Origin of the sequence: Ensifer sp. 1H6, assembly GCF_001976035.1 — a bacterium.
Taxonomy (GTDB): Bacteria; Pseudomonadota; Alphaproteobacteria; order Rhizobiales; family Rhizobiaceae; genus Ensifer; species Ensifer canadensis.
In genome coordinates, this window is record NZ_MOAI01000017.1 from 13464 (window position 1) to 31589 (window position 18126).

The window sequence follows — 18126 nt, forward strand, 5'->3', positions numbered from 1 at the left end:
AGGATAACGGGCAGGCTGCACCGGAGGATGTTTATGTTCTCTGCGCGGCCCTCTCCCAAGCATGTCGCGGAAAAGTGCGCAGCGGTTTTGCGATAACGATATGCACAAGAACAAAAACTTGAAGCGCAGTCAGCGAATCCTGGCGATCGCGACGCGCTTTAGTGACGTAAGGAGCAGCAGATGACTGAGATGGCACCAGGACTTGGCGAATTCGACTTTGCCGGTGACGATCATGTCGTGCCCTTCCAGGTGGAGGGCCTCGATGTGCGTGGCCGCGCCGTTCAGCTCGGCCCGATGCTCGATGCGATCCTCGAGCGCCACAACTATCCGCTTCCGGTCGCGCGGCTGGTTGCCGAGACCGTGGTGCTGACCGTGCTGCTCGGAACGTCGCTGAAGTTCGACGGCAAGCTTATCGTCCAGACGAAGAGCGACGGCCCGGTCGATCTTGTCGTCGCCGATTTTGCCACGCCCGATCGGGTGCGCGCCTATGCCCGTTTCAACGAGGAAGCGCTGGAGGAAGCTCTGAAGGACGGACGCACCCAGTCGCATGAGCTGCTGGGCAAGGGCGTTCTCGCCTTCACCATCGATCAGGGTGCCCATACCCAGCGCTATCAGGGCATCGTTGCGCTCGATGGCGCCACGCTCGAGGAGATTGCCGGCGTCTACTTCCGCCAGTCGGAGCAGATCCCGACCAAGGTGCGCCTCGGCGTTGCCGAACTGCTCGACCGCGACGAGAACGGCAAGCCGCGCCATCGCTGGCGCGCCGGCGGCATGGTCGCGCAGTTCCTGCCGGATGCGCCGGAGCGCATGCGCCAACCGGATCTTTCGGGGGGTGACGGCGACGACAACGAGGATCTCTTCGACGAGGACGATCTCTGGGCGGAAGCCAAGGTCATGGTCGAGACGATCGATGCCGACGAACTGACCGACCCGATGGTCGGCACGGAACGTCTGCTCTATCGGCTGTTCCACGAGCGCGGCGTTCGCGTCTACGAGCCGCAGGCGGTCTATGATCGCTGCAGCTGTTCGCGCGAAAAGATCCGCTCGGTGCTCACCGGACTGCACGCCGACGATATCGAGAGCACCATCGAGGACGGCTTGATCAAGGTGACGTGCGAGTTCTGCTCGACCACCTATCGCTTCGAGGCAAGCGAGGTCCGCCAGCAGTAGGATGCCTCAATTCAGGGTTCGAACGAGCCCTGGTGAATCAAGCGAGAAGGCGGGGATTGCCACGTTGAAGTGTTCTCCGCCTTCCGATTCCATGCTGTAGTGGCCGAACATGACGCCGGACGGCGTATCGAGCGGGCATCCGGAGGAATATTCGTAGGTATCGCCGGGGTTCAGCAACGGTTGCTCTCCGATGACACCGGGCCCGCTGACTTCGTCCACCTGGCCGTTCTCGTCGGTAATATGCCAGTAGCGTGTCATCAGCCGAACCGACTCGGCCGAATGGTTGGCGATGACGATGCGGTAGCCCCAGACATAGCGGCTGTCATCCGGATCAGATTGCTCTTCCAGATAATAAGGCTCCACCGTAACTTCTATGTCGCGAGTGAGCGCGCGATACATGAGCAACACCTTGTTTCAAGTCTTTCAGGGTATTCTACAGCAAGATGGTTTCGTCAAGAATAACGGCAGGATTGCATGCGTCGGCGGCAAGTCTGCGGAAAGGCGAGGCCGATGCTTGATGGCGCGGTGAGAAAACATCTGGATCCGATACTGGATCGGCTCGGTGCAGCACTTGCCCGCGGGGGTGTCGGTGCCAATGCGGTCACGATCACCGGCTCGCGCTCGGCCTCGTTGCCGCTGTCCTCATTGCCGGACAATACTACCTTGCCGCCGCCATTGTTATCGTCGTTAGCCGGCTTTGCGATGGACTTGATGGTGCGGTGGCACGCGCCACGCGCAAAACCGATTTCGGTGGTTTCCTCGACATCGTGCTCGACTTCGCCTTCTACGGTGCCATCCCGCTCGGCTTCATCGGCGCCGATCCGCAGGCCAACGGTCTTGTCGGCGGTCTGCTGCTCTTCTCGTTCTACGTCAACGGATCGAGTTTTCTCGCCTATGCCATTATGGCCGAAAAGCGAGCGATGACGACGGATGTGCGGGGGGTAAAATCGCTCTACTTCACCACCGGGCTTGCCGAGGCGACGGAGACGATCGCCGCCTTCCTGGCCTTCTGCCTGTTCCCGACGTGGTTTCCGCTGCTGGCGGCGCTGTTTGCGGTCGTCTGCCTCTACACCGCGCTATCGCGCATTGTGCTCGCGCGAACGCGTTTTCGCGACGTCGAGTAGCGGCCGCCGCCGATCTCGGGGCGGCCGTCTTGTTCGTGGGTATCAGGCCTTGACGGTCTTCAGCGCGCGGGCGAAGTCCTCGACGATGTCGTCGCTGTCCTCGATACCGGCGGAGAAACGAACGGTGCCGGCGGAAATGCCGAGCTCGTCGCGAGCTTCGTCCGTCAGGTTCTTGTGCGTCGTCGTCGCCGGATGGGTGATCAGGCTTTTGGAATCGCCAAGATTGTTGGAGATGCGGGCGATCTGCAGTGCGTTCTGCAGTGCGAAGGCCGCATCCTTGCCGCCCTTGAGTTCGAAGGCGACAAGGGTCGAACCGCCGGTCATCTGCTTGGCGATGATGTCGGCCTGCGGATGGTCCGCGCGGCCGGGGTAGATCACCTTGGCGATCTGCGGCTGCTCGGCGAGGAAGTCGGCGACGCGACGGGCGTTTTCGGTCTGCTGCTTGACGCGCAGCGGCAGCGTCTCGATGCCCTTCAGCAACGTCCAGGCGTTGAACGGCGACATCGCCGGGCCGGTGTGGCGGAAGTAGTCATGCAGATGCTCGTTGATCCAGTCCTTGTCGGACAGAACCACGCCACCGAGGCACCGGCCCTGGCCGTCGATATGCTTGGTGGCGGAATAGACGACGATATGCGCGCCGAGTTCCAGCGGCTTCTGAAACAGCGGCGTGGCGAAGACGTTGTCGACCACGACCTTGGCGCCGATCTGGTTGGCGAGCCGAGAAACGCCTGAAATGTCGATCACTTCCAGCGTCGGGTTGGTCGGGCTTTCCAGGAAGAAGACCTTGGTGTTCTTCTGGATCGCCTTTTCCCAGTTCGCGAGATCGCGTCCGTCGACCAGCGTGCATTCGATGCCGTATTTCGGGGCCAGCGTCTCGACCACCCAGCGGCAGGAGCCGAAGAGGGCGCGGGCGGCAACGATGTGGTCGCCGGCCTTCAGCTGGCATAAAATGGCGGCAGTGACGGCAGCCATGCCTGATGCCGTGGCGCGCGCGTCTTCGGCGCCTTCCAGCATGCACATGCGCTTTTCAAACATGTCGTTGGTAGGGCTGCCGTAACGGGCATAGATGAAGCCTTCGGTCTCGCCCTTGAAGCGTGCTTCCGCCGCCTCGGATGTCTCGTAGACGAAGCCCTGGGTGAGGAAGATCGCCTCGGACGTCTCGCCGTGCTGGGAGCGGGTCGTTCCGCCGTGGACGAGTTGGGTTGCCGGGCGCCAGTTTTTGCTCATGTGACGATCACCTTCAAAAACAAAAAAACCGGCCGCGTGAAGGGCCGGTTTGAAACCCGGCCTTTTTAGCTACTTGTTTAACGTGGCTGCAAGCCGACCGGCCAAATCACCACGGGATAAAGCTCCAATACTGCTTGGGTGCGCTTGCGTCAATTCCTGGAGTTTGGTTTTGTCTCGCAACTGAAAAGAGGATCGAAATGGGCCGCGAGACTGGGATTTTGGCCGACCGCGCGATCGCCGCGCTGTTTGCGACCGGACGCTTGAAAAGCGAAAAGGCGCTGGATACCGATCAGATCCAGCCGGCAAGCCTCGACCTGCGCCTCGGCGCCAAGGCATTTCGCGTGCGCGCGAGCTTCATGCCGGGGCCGGCGCATCTCGTTGCCGACAAGCTCGACCGGCTGAAACTGCATGTCGTCGATCTCTCCGACGGCGCCGTGCTGGAAACCGGCTGCGTTTATATCGTGCCGCTGATGGAAAGCCTCGATCTGCCGGAGACCATGTCGGCTTCGGCAAATCCGAAGAGCTCGACCGGTCGCCTCGACATCTTCACCCGCGTCATCACCGATCGCGCCCAGGAGTTCGACAAGATCCCGGCTGGATATCGCGGACCGCTTTACCTCGAAATCAGCCCGCGCACCTTCCCGATCGTCGTGCGGCGCGGTTCGCGCCTGTCGCAGATCCGCTTCCGCACCGGCCAGTCGCTGCTCTCCGAGCAGGAACTGCTGGCGCTGCATGAAAGCGATATGCTGGTTGCGAGCGACAAGCCCAATGTCAGCGGCGGCGGGATCGCGCTCTCGATCGATCTCAAGGGTACGGGCCCGGACGGACTGATCGGCTACCGCGGCAAGCATCACACCGCGGTCGTCGATGTCGACAAGAAGGCGCAGCATGCCGTGTTCGACTTCTGGGAGCCGCTCTATAGCCGTGGCCGCGACGAGCTGATCCTCGATCCCGACGAATTCTACATCCTCGTTTCGCGCGAAGCTGTGCATGTTCCGCCGCTCTACGCTGCCGAGATGACGCCGTTCGATCCATTGGTCGGTGAATTCCGCGTGCATTATGCCGGCTTCTTCGATCCGGGCTTCGGCCATGCCTCTGCCGGCGGCAGCGGCAGCCGAGCGGTGCTCGAAGTCCGCAGCCACGAGGTTCCCTTCATCCTCGAGCATGGCCAGATCGTCGGCCGGCTGGTCTATGAACATATGCTGGAACGCCCGGAGGGACTTTACGGCCTCGGTCTTGGCTCCAACTATCAGGCTCAGGGTCTCAAGCTCTCCAAGCATTTCCACGCGGAGTAACAGAAAAAGTGCCGTTGCGCGGCAACGCGGCGCAACGGTCCTTGACAGATGCATGCGGTTGAGGAAGTTTCCGAAGCGCTGCGGGTGTAGTTCAGTGGTAGAACGCCAGCTTCCCAAGCTTGATGTCGTCGGTTCGATCCCGATCACCCGCTCCACTTTTTTCTTCAATGTCAGCCCATCGCGCTTTGAGCCGGCACTCCTGCGTGCGACGGCCCGAACCGTCGGACGCCGAAGCCAGTAGCCAGCCCGGTTCCATCCGGCTAATCTTGTCATCACCCATGAATCATCTGCGGCCGCGCTGGCCGTGCGGTACCACCAAGAGACGCGCTGGCCATTGCCCATGAAAATCCACCGACTGCTGGCTCTGTGCGTGTATCTGATGGCCGGTTCGCTTGCCGCCCAGCCCAGGGATCTGCCCAATCTGTTCGATGCGCGCGAGCGCATTGCCAAGCCGGATCTGACCGGCCTTGCGCGCCTACGGTTCCTGACCACGGTGGATTTCCCGCCGTTCAACTTCATCGACCAATCGGGCAAGCTTTCGGGCTTCCATGTCGACCTGGTGCGCGAGATCTGCCGCGAACTCGATATCGAAGCCAAATGCCAGATCCAGGCGGTCACCTATGCCGAGCTGCTCCCGGCGCTGGAAGAGGGACAGGGCGAGGCGGTCGCCGCCGGCATCTCCGTCAGTCCGGAACTGCGTCAGCGCTTCGGCTTCTCCAGGCCGTTCATACGGCTTCCTGCGCGCTTCGCCGTCAACACCAAGGCAGCCGGCGCCGTCTCCGATCCGTCGGGCCTGAAGGGCAAGGCGGTGGGCGTCGTTTCCGGCACCACGCATGAGGTGATGTTCAGGGCCTTTTTCCCCAAGCTTGAAGCCAGGATCTTTCCCGATCGCGATGCCATGCTCGCCGCTCTGCAGAAGGGCGAGGTCGCAGCCGTCTTTTCCGACGGCATGCAGCTTTCCTTCTGGGTGTCCGGCAGCGCTGCCGCCGGATGCTGCGCGCTTGTCGACGGCGCCTATTTCTCGCAACGCTTTCTTGGCGAGGGCCTGACGATCATGAACCGCAAGGCCGAGCCGGCGCTGACGCAGGCGATCGATCACGCCTTGCTGGCGCTTTCGCGCAGTGGGCGGCTCGACGAGATCTACCTGCGCTATTTCCCGAACGGAATTTACTAGGAGCGTTTCAGCGGCTCCTCTGAGACAGAAACGCTCTGCAGTTTATGTCGCCAAACCGCCGCACACTTTGCGCGGACATGCTCCAAATCAACTGCGACGGAAGGGCAGGAGTAACGACCACAAAAGCTTGGTCGGCTCGCTGCGGCCATAGGCGGTCAACCCCGTTTCGATCGCATCGTCGCCCCGTCGCGGCCGATCCGTATAGGTCGAGAACAGCCGGTCCCAGATCGCCAGGTTGAAGCCGTAGTTCGAATCCGTTTCCGAGCGCTCGGTCGAGTGGTGGATGCGGTGCATGTCGGGCGTGACGATCAGCAGCCGCAGCGCCCGGTCGAGGCGGGGTGGCAGCCGCAGATTGGCATGGTTGAACATGGCAGCGGCATTCAGCACGATCTCGAACATCAGCACGGCGACGGCAGGTGCGCCGAGCGCGACGACGACGGCAATCTTCCAGATCATCGAGACGACGATCTCCAGCGGATGAAAGCGCAGCGCCGTGGTCAGGTCGACGCCCGGGTCGGCGTGATGAACCCGGTGCATTCGCCATAGGGCGGGGACCTTGTGAAAGGCGACATGTTCCAGCCAGACGGCGAAGTCGAGCAAGACGAAGGCGATTGCGCCGGCCACGAGCGGAGGAACGCCCAATGCCGGCAGCAGGCCGTATCCCCGCGCTTCAGCCCAGAGTGCCGCGCCCGTGGCAGCGGCCGGGAAGATCAGCCGCAGCGAAAGCGAGGACAGAACCAGGATAGAGAGGTTGGTAAACCAGCGGCGCGCCTTCAGCGCCTTTTGCAGTTCCGGCCGCTCCAGCCTCGGGTGCAGAAGCTCGAGCGCCGCCATGGCGGCAAAGACCGAGAGAAAGGCCAAAAGGCGCCACATGGGTTCGGTCACGCCGAAAAGCTGCATCCCTCAGGCCTCGCTGCCGTTTTTCGGTGAAGCGATATCACGCTTCGGCAGGAGAGCGCCAAGACACGTTGACGTGAACCGGCCGGATCGGCCCGCCGTTACCTGCGGAAGCGGGCGAGCGCGCCGCGTTCGATTGCAGCGCAGGTAAGCTTGTCGAGGCCGAGGCGATCACGCAGCAACTGCAAAAGGCGGATCTCCTCGTTGCGGATGCGCTGGTCGGCGGCCGCAATCTCGACGGCGAGCGCATAAGCCGTCTCGTAAAGCCTCTCCGGCAGCGCCTCGCGAACGATCTCAAGCACGATGTCGAGGCCTTCAGGGGCGGCAAGCTGGGCTGAGCATTCGTGGCCGACGAGCACAAGCTGGTCCTCGTCGAAGCCTTCGAAGGCGGGAAGAAACTGCACGAGCCTGCCGATGCGCGCGAACTCGTCGTCGCTCATCTCCCGGTCGACCGCCGACATCATCACCATGACATAGACAAGGGCTTCGTGCTGGCTGAGGTTGGGTGGCATGGAGGCTTTCCGCAAAGTGTCTGCTGCAGCGACGTCTGCGCGTCTAATAAGACGCGCGGCGCTGTAGGAAGAACTGGTGTGTTCCGCCGTTCCTTACAAGTCCGGTGCCGCTTCGTCCATCGTTGCAGCGGCGCTCGGATCGTCGAACGGCATCGGCGTTTGGCGAAAATCGCGCGGGTCATCGCCGTAGAAGCCAAGCCTTGACTTGCGTGCCGCTTCGGCCTGCTCTTCAAGCACCGAGCCCGGCAACGGTGTCGCCCAGCCATTGGCAACCAGCCAGGCGGCAGGATCCTGGCCGCCGACGGTGCACCGGGCGGTGACGGTCTCGCCCGTTCCGTCTCCGGGGATGTCGCAGTTGACCGCACGGGCACGCAGGAAGTTGCGGAAGGCGGTCCGGGCGACCATGCCGCAGGGCCAGCTTTTGCCGGCGCTTTCGCAGGTCCGTTCCGCCGCTTCCGGCTCGATGCCGTCGAGTTGCAGTGTTATCTTGCCGAAGCGGATGAGCCCGGCGGCGAGCGCCATCGGCTGTTGGAGGACCGTCGGCGCCTTCGGCTTGTCCCTGTCGGTATCCGACAGCGGCGTTCGCGGTTCTATGCGTTCGAGTGGCTTCGTCGTGACTTCGTCGGGCAGACCAAACTGTTGCGGTTCGATGGCGCGGGCAGTGGTCTCGGTCGAGTGGGAGCTGCTTTCGCTCTGGCCACCATCAGGCACCGTGTCGTTCTGTTCAGGGGCCGTCATGTCGAACGGCACGTCTTCGGCGCCGACCTCAGGCTGCGTTTCCCCCATGTCGGGCGTTTCGAGCACGAAGTCCGGCGTGGCGCCACTTTCCCGGTCGCGGATCGTCGTGGCGCCGGCATAGAGGATGCCGGTATAGAGCGCTATGGCGGCAATCCCGCCTGCCAGGGTGACCAGTTGCTGCCGCATCAGGAAAGATGTCCTATTGGCTGGCCCAGATGATCCGGGCAATCCATTCGACTTCGCTCATCTCGAAACTCCGGTTGGGATGTTCCGGATTGAGCGATAGCAGTTCGATATTGCGTGGAGTATGCCGCACCAGGATTTTCGCCATAACCTCGCCTTCGCGGGTCTTGACCACGACACGGTCGCCGCGCCGGACCTGCGCGCCCGGGTCGACGATCAGAACGTCGCCGTCGCGATAGAGCGGCAGCATGCTTTCGCCCTGGATCTCGAGCGCATAGATGCCGGCGCGTCGCTCGGCCGCCGCCGGGAAATCGACGACGTCCCAGCCCTGGCCGGCCGGAAACCCGCCATCGTCGAAGAAGCCGCCAGCGCCAGCCTGGGCAAAACCGATCAGCGGTATGGCGGGTTTATACGGCTCGGTTCGGGCGGCGTCAGGGCGCATCAGCGCCATGAACTGGTCGATGGTCGCACCGGTCGCATCCAGCACCTTGGCGATCGATTCCGTCGACGGCCAGCGCTCGCGGCCATCGGCGGACTGGCGCTTGGATTTGTTGAAGGACGTCGGGTCGAGCCCGGCGCGGCGCGCAAGCCCGGACGGCGAGAGCTGGTGGCGCTCGGCCAACGCATCGATGGCGTGCCAGATGGTGTCGTGTGACAGCATGAATGTCTGTTCCGCGGCAGGGCGGCGACGGCCGCACGTCCTTATTCGACAGTAGATTAACCAAGCCGGCCAGGGTGGTAAAGAACAGGGAGGAAAATAATCCTTGGTCGTTCCGATTGAAATAGAGTGGCCCGCTTCTATAGTCCTTGTCGTTGCTTGAGTTTAGCCGGCGAGGGGGCTCATTTGTTGGCGGTGCTGAAATCCGAACGTCTGCTGTTCGCCGCCTTGGTTGCCGCGATTGCCGGTTTTGTGCTGGAGCACCCCTTGCTCGAAATGGGGCAGGTAGCTTCGCTCGTTGGGGCGGCCGCATTGGTGGGTGCGATCGTGCTGGCGTCGATGCGGGTCGCCCATCACGCCGAAGTCCTCGCGGCCAAGGTCGGCGACCCCTATGGCACGATGATCCTGACGCTGTCCGCCGTGCTGGTGGAAGTGATCATTCTGGCGATCATGATGACCGGCGAGAGTTCGCCGACGCTGGTGCGCGACACGATCTATTCCGCCGTGATGCTCGATATCAACGGCATTCTCGGTCTTGCCGCGCTGCTTGGCGGGCTGAAACACGGAGAGCAACCCTACAACGACAATTCCGCGCGCACCTACAGCGTCATGATCCTGACGGCGATGGGCATTTCGATGGTCGTGCCCGAATTCGTGCCGGCCGCGAGGTGGCACTTCTATTCCGCCTTCACCATCGGCGCGATGATCATGCTCTACACGCTGTTCCTGCGCATGCAGGTGGGGGTGCACAGCTACTTCTTCAGCTACAGCTACCCCCGGGCGAGGAGCGACGGGATTGATGATGCCGGTGAACCCGACGAGCCGGTGCTGCCGTCGATCGTGATCCTGCTCATTGGCGTGGTGCTGATCGGCGCGCTTGCCGAAATCATGTCGGGGCTGCTGACCTCAGGCCTCAAGGGGAGCGGCGCGCCGCCGGCCGTCGCCGCCATCGTCGTCGCCGCAATCTCGGCGTCGCCCGAGATCATGACGGCGATGCGTGCAGCACTTGCCAATCGCATGCAGGCGGTCGTCAACATCGCGCTCGGAGCATCGCTGTCGACCGTGATCCTGACCGTGCCGGTGATGGAGGCGATTGCGCTTTACACCGGCCAGCCTTTCATCATGGCGATGTCGCCGGTGCAGACGGTGATGGTGGCGATCACGCTGATCGTTGCAGCGATCAATCTCAACGACGGTCAAACCAATGCCATCGAGGGCATGACGCATTTCGTGCTGTTTTCCACCTTCGTCATGCTTTCGGCTATCGGTTTGTAGTCCTCAAGCGACCGCGTTTTCCCTGGTCTTGCGGGCGACGACATCCTCAAAGGCTGCCTGCAATGTCGCGCGCACGCGCGGCGGACCATCGAGGGCCAGTCCGAGATGCTCGTAGCGAAGCTCGTCCATGAAGCGGTTCCAGAGCTCAGGCCCGCCGGTTTCCATCAGTTCGGCCCGGATGCTGAGCTCTTCGCTGACGGGCAGGTAGCGCCGCCCCCAGGCGCCGAGATGCGCCATGATCGGCACCAGCGCGATGGTCATTTCTGTGAGGCTGTAGATGGCCTTCTGCTTGTGCGTCGGGTCATCCGTCTTGGTCAGCATTCCCTGCTCGACAAGCATCTTCAGCCGATCAGCAAGAATGTTCGACGAGATGCCCTCCTGCGATCGCAGCAGTTCGCGGAAGTGCCTTTTGCCCCCGAAGATCATGTCGCGGACGATCAGCAGGCTCCATTTGTCGCCAAAGACCTCGAGCGAGAGATTGATCGGGCAGCCGGAGCGATGATCGTCTTTCATTGGGGTCCTTTCAAAACTGCTTGCATTATTGCATCAGTGGAATTATCTTGCAACTGCTTTCAAAATGAAATCAGTTATCTGGCTGCGCGCGGAAGCGCTAGTGCGTCTGCGCAAATGGATCGAAGAGGAGAAGATCATGAGTGCCAATTCCGTGGAACATGCGAGCTTCACCATCGAACGGGTTTTCAAGGCGACGCCCGAACAGGTCTTTCGCGCCTTCGCCGATCCGGCGGCGCACGACCGTTGGTTCGTCAAGGCGGACGGGTGGCCGGTCGCCGAATATAGCCACGACTTCCGCGTCGGCGGGCGCGAGAGCGGCCGCTTCAGCAAGGACGGCAAGACCTTCTATCACAACGACACTGTTTACCTCGATATCGTCGAGAACCGGCGCATCATCTCGGCCTATACGATGGCTGAGAACGAGCGGCGGATTTCCGCTTCGGTGGCAACCGTCGATATCCAGCCGCACGGCGCCGGCACGCGTATCGTCTTCACCGAGCAGGCGGCCTTTCTTGATGGGCTCGACCAGGTCGCCTATCGGCGTGAGGGCTGGGAAGAGTTGATCGCCGCGCTTGGCACCGAACTCGGCGAGACGGCGGAAGCCGCCTGATCTGCCATCGCTGCGGATCTGCGGCATTAAAGCATCGTTGCCAGCGCGCTGCCGGCGATGCCGAAGGAGAACACCGCGAGACAGACGGCGGCAATGCGGCGCGGCAGATTGGACATGTGCGCGCCGCGCGACAGCCGGATGAGCATGGCGCCGGCGCCGATCCAGAACGAGCCGGCGACAACGACGAGCAGCGAAAACCCTGTGATCCACGGTATCGTCGCCACCAGTCCGGTCTGCGGCAAAAGCACCAGGGCTACGATCAGGGCCTTGGGATTGAGAAGCGTCGTAACGAACACCCGTTGGGTGGTGATCTCGGGCGAAGCCCGGTTGTCGTCACCGGTGGTCCACAGTGCATAGGCGAGGAAAAGGACCCAGAAGGCAGCCACGATCCGGAGCGCGAGCCCGATCTGCGGATGCGCCGCGAGAAATGGCGCAAGCAGCGCCACGGCTGGAATGATCACCGCGAGATAACCGCCGAGTTCGCCTAGGAGCAGCTGCGCCGAGCGCCGAAAACCGACCGCGGCGCCGGAGAGCCAGAGCAAGGTGTTCGTCGGGCCCGGCGTCGCCAAGAGGACGAGGGCGGAAAGGGTGAAGGCGAGCGGTTGCATCATCGAGGATCCGGTTTCGCGGCGATATTGCGGTCATGTACAGCATCGCGCATCAATCTGGATACGCTCCTGTTGCCGCCGCACTGAGACTTTCTGCATAACTCCCGGGACCGACCCCGACCTGGTTGCTTCATGCGTAGCGAAGAGGCCGGTCCGGGGCCTTGATCTCCATCAAGCGAAAGTACGAACACACTCCAAGATTTCGCCACAGCGCAGGCTGCCGCCACCTCTTCCGCCTTGAGCGGCGGCGCGCTATCAGACGGGCGCTGCCGCCTTTTCTCCCGGCTGCCATCGGGGCTTTCCATGAACAAGACAGTGCTTTCCGGCATCGTGATGACGACGTTTTCCTATTTGCTGTTCTCGCTGCAGGATGCGTCGGTCAAATGGCTGGTGGTCGGCTATTCGGTCTGGCAGATCCTGTTTACCCGCAGCATCACCATTCTCCTCCTGTGTCTGGTGATCGGCCGGGGCAGGCTCGTGCGCCGCGCGATCTCGTCGCCCGTCGTCAAGCCGCTGTTCGTGCGCAACCTGTTGCTGCTGGCCGCCTGGCTTTCCTATTTCAATGCGGCCCGCGATCTCGCCCTTGCCGAAATGACCACGCTTTATTACGCCGCGCCGATCGTGGTGACGCTGCTGGCCGTCCCGATCCTCAAGGAAGACGTGCCACCAATCCGCTGGTTCGCGGTGCTGCTCGGCTTCATCGGCGTGCTGATCGCCTGCGATCCGCTTGGAACGGGCATGAGGCTCTCGCTGCCGGTTTTCCTGGCGCTGATGGCCGCCGTGTTCTGGGCGATCGGTACGGTGATGCTGCGCAAGACCGCGCTCCAGGAGACGACACTGACGCAGATGACGATCTCCAACGTCTTCTTCATCGCAATGACCGGGCTTGCCGTCGGCTTCTACTGGACGCCGCCGGCGCTGTTCGATCTCGCGCTGATGGCGGGCACGGGGGTGATCGCCGGCATCGCGCAATATGCGCTGTTCGAGGGCATGCGCCGGGCGCCGATCTCGGTGATCGCACCGTTCGAATATACCTCACTCGTCTGGGCCTTCGGCCTCGGCTTCCTGATCTGGGGCGATATTCCGGCGAGCAACGTCTTTGCCGGCGCCGGCCTTATCTTCGTCGCCGGACTGACGATCATTGTCGGCGAGCGCTTGGCCCATCGGCGGGTGGTTGCCGAGGTTTAGCCCGCCTCAAGCAGCGGTAGCTCGATTGTCCAGCTGGCATGATGCCATCGGCCCGGTCTGCTCCAGCATTGCTACACCGAATTCGGCCACCTCGCCAAAGTCCTGACGTCGCTTTACTGGGCCGATCCGGCCAATCGCGCCGATGCGCCGGTGCTTTGGTAGCGCCCGACGGCAGCAGTGACTGCGCAGAAGATTGCCGGCGCGCGGCAACGTTCTCTCCTCCGCGCTCCTCGGGCTTGACGCAAGGACCGATCGGTTAGCGCCGCGAACGGGTCTGGATCCTCGGGTCAAGCCCGAGGATGACGGGTGGAGGGCCGGCTGAAGACAAATGCTACCGAAGTGATGCTCAAAGTGCGTTCAGTGCCCCATGTCGCGGTGCCGGAACGCTTCATTTTCCCCGACGGGAAGACGTTTCTCTGCGCCAGCGTTCGCGACGCGGACAGGCACCAAGGGAAGCCTGCCAGAGTAGAAGACGCACCTATTCTCGGATCAAAAGGAAATCGGCTCGTCCTCCGACAGTCATCCTCGGGCTTGACCCGAGGATCCATGCGCCCGAGCAATAACGCAAGGGTGTATTGCGAGGATCATTGGTCCTCTCTTATCCCGGTTGTTTTCCCGCATCACCAATGCATCTCGCCACTCCGATCTGGACTTGACCAGAACGAGCAGCGGCCATCACTATTCGCGCGCATGGCGGGCTATGTCTACATCGTGACCAATCAGAAGAAAGGGACGCTCTACATCGGCGTAACATCCGATCTTGCGCGCCGGATCTATGAGCATCGCGAAGGCTTGATGCCCGGGTTCACTTCAAAATACGGGTGCGCCCGGTTGGTTTGGTACGAAGAGCACCTTCAGATCGGCTCTGCAATCCAGCGTGAGAAATCTCTGAAGCGCTGGTATCGCCAATGGAAACTCGACCTGATCGAGCGCATGAATCCGGACTGGCGCGATCTCTATGAGGAATTGTGGTGACAAATTGGCGAGGGTCGCTTCTGCGGCACCTTATGTCGCGATGTAGCCAACTCATCTGAGATTTCCAACAAACGAAAACAGGCTCCGTGAGGAGCCTGTCTGCATGTTCGGTGGGATCTTTTACGCCGCCTGCTTCTTCTCGCCGTAGGGGTCGAAGCGGCCGTAGAAGGTTTCGCCGCGTTCGGCCATTTCCTTCAGCAGTGCCGTCGGCTTGAAGTGGCTGCCATAGTCCTTGGCAAGCTTCTCGCACATCTTGACGAAGGCCTTGGCGCCCATGCCGTCGATGTAGGAGAGAGTGCCGCCGGTGTAGGGCGCAAAGCCGAAGCCGAGGATCGAGCCGACGTCGGCTTCGCGCGGATCGGTGACGATGCCTTCTTCCATGGTGCGGGCCGCTTCGAGCGCGATCGTTGCCAGGAAGCGCTGCTTCAGCACCTCGACGTCGATCTTGTCGGCATTCTCTTGCGGATAGAGCGTCTTCAGCTCCGGCCACAGGTACTTCTTCGCGGGCTTTGCCGGATATTCGTAGAAGCCCTTGCCGTTCTTGCGGCCGCGACGGTCGAGGTCGTCGACCATCTTGTTGATCAGCGCCATGTGCTTGGGATCGACGGCCTTTTCGCCGAGATCGGCGACGGTGGCTTTCAGGATCTTCTGGCTGAGGTCGATTGCCACTTCGTCATTGAGCGACAGCGGGCCAACCGGCATGCCGGCCATCTTGGCGGCATTTTCGATCATCGCCGGCGGCACGCCCTCGATCAGCATGTCATAGGCTTCGTGGATGTAGCGGAAGACGCAGCGGTTGACGTAGAAGCCGCGCGTGTCGTTGACGACGATCGGCGTCTTCCTGATCGCGGCGACATAGTCGAGCGCGACGGCGAGCGCCTTGTCGCCGGTCTCCTTGCCGAGGATCACTTCCGTCAGCATCATCTTCTCGACCGGCGAGAAGAAGTGGATGCCGATGAACTGGCCGGCACGCTTCGAGTTCTTCGCAAGGCCGGTGATCGGCAGCGTCGAGGTGTTGGAGGCAAAGATCGTGTCTTCGCCGATCACCGCTTCCACCTTCTCGATCACGTCCTTCTTGACCTGGCGGTCTTCGAACACGGCTTCGACGACGAGCCCGACATCCTTCAGGTCGTTGTAGTCTGCGGAGGGCGTGATGCGCGCAAGCAGCGCTTCGCCTTCTTCCTTGGTCAGGCGGCCCTTGCCGACCGAATCCTTGACCAGGCCCTCCGAATGGGCCTTGCCCTTGGTCGCCGCTTCCATGTCGCGGTCGATCAGCGTGACGGCGATGCCGGCGGCGGCCGTCACATAGGCGATCGAGGCGCCCATGAAGCCGGCGCCGACGACGCCGACATGCTTGAACTCGGACTTCGGCACGCCGGCCGGGCGGCGGGCACCCTTGCCGAGTTCCTGCATCGAGACGAACAGCGAGCGGATCATCGAGAAGGCTTCGGTCGTCTGAAGGATCTCGGTGAAGTAGCGCTGTTCGATCTTCAGAGCCGTGTCGAAGGGGACCTGCAGGCCCTCATAGACGCATTTGAGGATCGCGATCGCGCCTGGGTAGTTGCCTTGCGTCTCGCGGCGCAGGATACCGGAGGCAGCCGGCCAGAGCTGGGCCGAGGCCGGGGTCCAGATGCCGCCGCCGGGTACCTTGTAGCCCTTTTCGTCCCAGGGCTGGACCGGCTTCAGGCCGTTCTTGATCATCGCCTTGGCAGCCTCGACCAGCTTGTCGGCGTCGACGACTTCATGCACCAGGCCAAGCGCCTTGGCGCGCGCCGCGGTCAGCGACGAGCCGGTGGTCATCATCTGCAGCGCGTCCTGCGCGTTGGTCAGGCGCGGCACGCGCTGGGTGCCGCCGGCGCCGGGGAAGATACCGACCTTGACTTCAGGCAGGGCGATCTTGACCGACTTGGAGTTCGAGGCGACGCGGCCGTGGCAGGCGAGCGAAAGCTCGAAGGCGCCGCCCATGCAGGTGCCGTTGATCGCCGACACCCACGGCTTGCCGGAGGTTTCGAGCTTGCGGAACAAGCCGGTCATGCGGCCGACGAGGTCGAAAAGCTTCTGGGCGGCGTTATCAGGGTCCTTCTTCTTTTCTTCCTGCTGGAAGGTGAACATCGACTTGATCATCGAGAGGTCAGCGCCGCCGGAGAACGACGACTTGCCCGACGTGAAGACGACGCCCTTGACGGCGGCATCGGCCGTCGTCTCGTCGACGATGGCGTTCAGCTCTTCCATCACCTCCTGGGTGAAGACGTTCATCGACTTCTCAGGCATGTCCCAGGTGACCAGGGCAATGCCGTCGGCATCGGTCTCGATCTTGAAATTGGTATACTTCGTCATGGTTCTCCCCCTCAGTAGAGAATGGGTTCGATGCGCAGCGAGATATTCGATCCGCCGCTGTAACTTTGTTTGGTGGTGTTGGTGGCGATCAGCCTGCCGTCGCGCTCGACGCTGATGGTGAAGCCGGCATCGCCGGCCTTGTCGAGTTCGGGCTTCGGCACCTGCAGCACGAAGGGCACACGGTTTGCCTTGCCGTCGCTCGAAACGGACGTTTCGGCGATCAGCTTGGCGGCCACATCCATCACGCCCTGCTCCTCGAGCCGGATGGTGACGGTGCCTGCCGGAACCGGGCCGTTGGCGACATTGGAGATCGCACCGGTCAGCGTGAAGCTGTCGCCGCCTTCGTCTTCGGAGACGCAAGCTGAGACTGCAAGCAGCCCCAGCCCCATCAGCCCGAGAAGCGTGCGGCGCGTGGCTACCATCGTCAGACCCTTTCGATGATCGTTGCGGTGCCCATGCCGGCGCCAATGCACAACGTCACCAGCGCGGTGTTGAGATCGCGCCGTTCCAGCTCGTCGAGCACCGTGCCGAGGATCATCGCACCGGTAGCGCCGAGCGGATGGCCCATGGCGATCGCGCCGCCGTTGACGTTGATCTTGTCGTGCGGAATGTCGAAGGCCTGCATGTAGCGCAGCACGACCGCGGCAAACGCCTCGTTGAGCTCGAAGAGGTCGATGTCGGAGAGCTTCATGTCGGCGCGCTTAAGCAACTTCTCGGTCACGTCGACCGGGCCGGTCAGCATCAGCGCCGGGTCGGAGCCGATATTGGCGAAGGCGCGGATGCGGGCGCGGGGTTTGAGGCCCATGCTTTCGCCGCCGGCCTTGGAGCCGAGCAGCACGGCCGCGGCGCCATCGACGATGCCCGACGAGTTGCCGGCATGGTGCACGTAGTTGATCTTCTCGATTTCCGGATGCGCCTGGATGCCGACGGCTTCAAAGCCGCCCATCTCGCCCGGCATCTGGAACGACGGGTTGAGCGAGGCGAGCGCCTGCATGTCGGTGCCGGGACGCATATGCTCGTCGCGGTCGAGAATGGTCAGCCCGTTCTGGTCCTTCACCGGCACGACCGACTTCTTGAAGTAACCCTTTTCCCAGGAATGCGCTGCGCGCTTCTGGCTTTCGACGGCGTAGGCATCGACGTCGTCGCGGCTGAAGCCGTACTTGGTGGCGATCAGGTCGGCCGAGACGCCCTGCGGCATGAAATAGGCCGGCAGGTTGACGGACGGGTCCATGAACCAGGAGCCGCCGGACATGCCGAGGCCGACGCGCGACATGCTCTCGACGCCGCCTGCAATGACGATGTCGTCGGCGCCCTGGGCGATCTTCGCCGCGCCGAAGTTGACGGCATCGAGACCCGACGCGCAGAAGCGCGAGATCTGCATGCCGGGCGCGCGGGTGGAATAGCCTGCTTCGAAGGCGGCTGCCTTCGGGATAACCGCGCCGGCATCCATCACCGGATCGACGCAGCCCATGATGATGTCGTCGACGGTTGACGTATCGAGCCCGTTGCGATCGCGCACGGCCTCCAGCATCTTGGCCGCAAGGCGAACGGACGGCACTTCGTGCAGCGAGCCGTCCTTCTTGCCACGGCCGCGCGGCGTGCGCACGTGGTCGTAAACGAAGACTTTCGTCATGTCTCATCT

At 62.5% G+C, this 18126-nt stretch carries 18 protein-coding genes, 1 tRNA gene, 1 pseudogene and 1 riboswitch; of the genes and pseudogenes, 9 read left to right on the plus strand and 11 right to left on the minus strand.

From position 1 onward, the window contains the following. The first annotated feature begins 180 nt into the window (after positions 1-180). Positions 181-1170: an Hsp33 family molecular chaperone gene (locus BKP54_RS19965; protein WP_025425804.1), complete on the plus strand. Its 990-nt coding sequence runs from the start codon at positions 181-183 to the stop codon at positions 1168-1170. Positions 1171-1176: 6 nt separating this feature from the next. On the opposite strand, the gene apaG is transcribed toward BKP54_RS19965, so the two are convergent. Next, the gene (gene apaG / locus BKP54_RS19970) at positions 1177-1569 is read right to left on the minus strand and encodes a Co2+/Mg2+ efflux protein ApaG (RefSeq protein ID WP_025425805.1); all 393 of its coding nucleotides are present in this window, start codon (positions 1567-1569) and stop codon (positions 1177-1179) included. A gap of 111 nt (positions 1570-1680) precedes the next feature. Here apaG and BKP54_RS19975 point away from each other — a divergent pair. Continuing rightward, positions 1681-2294, plus strand: a pseudogene (locus BKP54_RS19975) (CDP-alcohol phosphatidyltransferase family protein). Between the two features lie 42 nt (positions 2295-2336). On the opposite strand, the gene BKP54_RS19980 reads toward BKP54_RS19975, so the two are convergent. Next, positions 2337-3521, minus strand: coding sequence for an O-succinylhomoserine sulfhydrylase (locus BKP54_RS19980; RefSeq protein WP_025425807.1), 1185 nt, complete (start codon positions 3519-3521; stop codon positions 2337-2339). Between the two features lie 44 nt (positions 3522-3565). Then, positions 3566-3644: riboswitch (SAM riboswitch) on the minus strand. Between the two features lie 74 nt (positions 3645-3718). Here BKP54_RS19980 and BKP54_RS19985 point away from each other — a divergent pair. The 3 genes from BKP54_RS19985 to BKP54_RS19995 all read left to right on the plus strand — a co-directional run bounded on the left by BKP54_RS19985 (position 3719) and on the right by BKP54_RS19995 (position 5990). Continuing rightward, positions 3719-4816, plus strand: a complete 1098-nt coding sequence (locus tag BKP54_RS19985; protein ID WP_025425808.1) for a 2'-deoxycytidine 5'-triphosphate deaminase — start codon at positions 3719-3721, stop codon at positions 4814-4816. 80 nt (positions 4817-4896) lie between these two features. After that, positions 4897-4971 (plus strand) — tRNA-Gly (locus tag BKP54_RS19990). A 185-nt stretch (positions 4972-5156) separates the two neighbouring features. Beyond that, positions 5157-5990: a transporter substrate-binding domain-containing protein gene (locus tag BKP54_RS19995; protein WP_038575856.1), complete on the plus strand. Its 834-nt coding sequence runs from the start codon at positions 5157-5159 to the stop codon at positions 5988-5990. Positions 5991-6077: 87 nt separating this feature from the next. Here BKP54_RS19995 and BKP54_RS20000 read toward each other — a convergent pair whose 3' ends face one another. The 4 genes from BKP54_RS20000 to BKP54_RS20015 form a co-directional block, all read right to left on the minus strand. After that, the gene (locus tag BKP54_RS20000) at positions 6078-6890 is read right to left on the minus strand and encodes a sterol desaturase family protein (RefSeq protein WP_084814747.1); all 813 of its coding nucleotides are present in this window, start codon (positions 6888-6890) and stop codon (positions 6078-6080) included. A gap of 98 nt (positions 6891-6988) precedes the next feature. Continuing rightward, entirely contained in the window at positions 6989-7399 is a 411-nt protein-coding gene (locus BKP54_RS20005; protein WP_025425811.1) for a tellurite resistance TerB family protein, read from the minus strand. 93 nt (positions 7400-7492) lie between these two features. Then, the gene (locus BKP54_RS20010; protein WP_025425812.1) at positions 7493-8323 is read right to left on the minus strand and encodes a thermonuclease family protein; all 831 of its coding nucleotides are present in this window, start codon (positions 8321-8323) and stop codon (positions 7493-7495) included. A 13-nt stretch (positions 8324-8336) separates the two neighbouring features. Further along, positions 8337-8981, minus strand: a complete 645-nt coding sequence (locus BKP54_RS20015; protein WP_025425813.1) for a helix-turn-helix transcriptional regulator — start codon at positions 8979-8981, stop codon at positions 8337-8339. 183 nt (positions 8982-9164) lie between these two features. On the opposite strand from BKP54_RS20015, the gene BKP54_RS20020 reads away from it, so the two are divergent. Next, positions 9165-10253 carry a calcium:proton antiporter gene (locus tag BKP54_RS20020; RefSeq protein ID WP_025425814.1) on the plus strand — a complete coding sequence of 363 codons (1089 nt, stop codon included), beginning with the start codon at positions 9165-9167 and terminating at the stop codon, positions 10251-10253. Between the two features lie 3 nt (positions 10254-10256). On the opposite strand, the gene BKP54_RS20025 is transcribed toward BKP54_RS20020, so the two are convergent. Further along, complete coding sequence (locus tag BKP54_RS20025; protein ID WP_025425815.1) at positions 10257-10766, minus strand: helix-turn-helix domain-containing protein; 510 nt, start codon at positions 10764-10766, stop codon at positions 10257-10259. 136 nt (positions 10767-10902) lie between these two features. On the opposite strand from BKP54_RS20025, the gene BKP54_RS20030 reads away from it, so the two are divergent. Then, positions 10903-11376, plus strand: coding sequence for an SRPBCC family protein (locus tag BKP54_RS20030; RefSeq protein WP_025425816.1), 474 nt, complete (start codon positions 10903-10905; stop codon positions 11374-11376). Between the two features lie 26 nt (positions 11377-11402). On the opposite strand, the gene BKP54_RS20035 is transcribed toward BKP54_RS20030, so the two are convergent. Beyond that, entirely contained in the window at positions 11403-11987 is a 585-nt protein-coding gene (locus tag BKP54_RS20035) for a threonine transporter RhtB (RefSeq protein ID WP_225906201.1), read from the minus strand. Between the two features lie 300 nt (positions 11988-12287). On the opposite strand from BKP54_RS20035, the gene BKP54_RS20040 reads away from it, so the two are divergent. Beyond that, a complete protein-coding gene (locus tag BKP54_RS20040; protein ID WP_025425818.1) occupies positions 12288-13172 on the plus strand; it encodes a DMT family transporter in 885 nt (294 codons plus the stop codon). Positions 13173-13862: 690 nt separating this feature from the next. Beyond that, positions 13863-14147, plus strand: coding sequence for a GIY-YIG nuclease family protein (locus tag BKP54_RS20045; protein WP_025425819.1), 285 nt, complete (start codon positions 13863-13865; stop codon positions 14145-14147). 120 nt (positions 14148-14267) lie between these two features. On the opposite strand, the gene BKP54_RS20050 is transcribed toward BKP54_RS20045, so the two are convergent. The 3 genes from BKP54_RS20050 to BKP54_RS20060 are packed head-to-tail and all read right to left on the minus strand — an operon-like array spanning position 14268 to position 18117. Beyond that, on the minus strand, positions 14268-16484 hold the full coding sequence (locus tag BKP54_RS20050; RefSeq protein WP_025425820.1) for an FAD-dependent oxidoreductase: 2217 nt from the start codon (positions 16482-16484) through the stop codon (positions 14268-14270). An 11-nt stretch (positions 16485-16495) separates the two neighbouring features. Beyond that, positions 16496-16906, minus strand: coding sequence for a YbaY family lipoprotein (locus BKP54_RS20055; RefSeq protein WP_084814748.1), 411 nt, complete (start codon positions 16904-16906; stop codon positions 16496-16498). Positions 16907-16908: 2 nt separating this feature from the next. Continuing rightward, the gene (locus tag BKP54_RS20060) at positions 16909-18117 is read right to left on the minus strand and encodes an acetyl-CoA C-acetyltransferase (protein ID WP_025425822.1); all 1209 of its coding nucleotides are present in this window, start codon (positions 18115-18117) and stop codon (positions 16909-16911) included. Positions 18118-18126 lie beyond the last annotated feature (9 nt).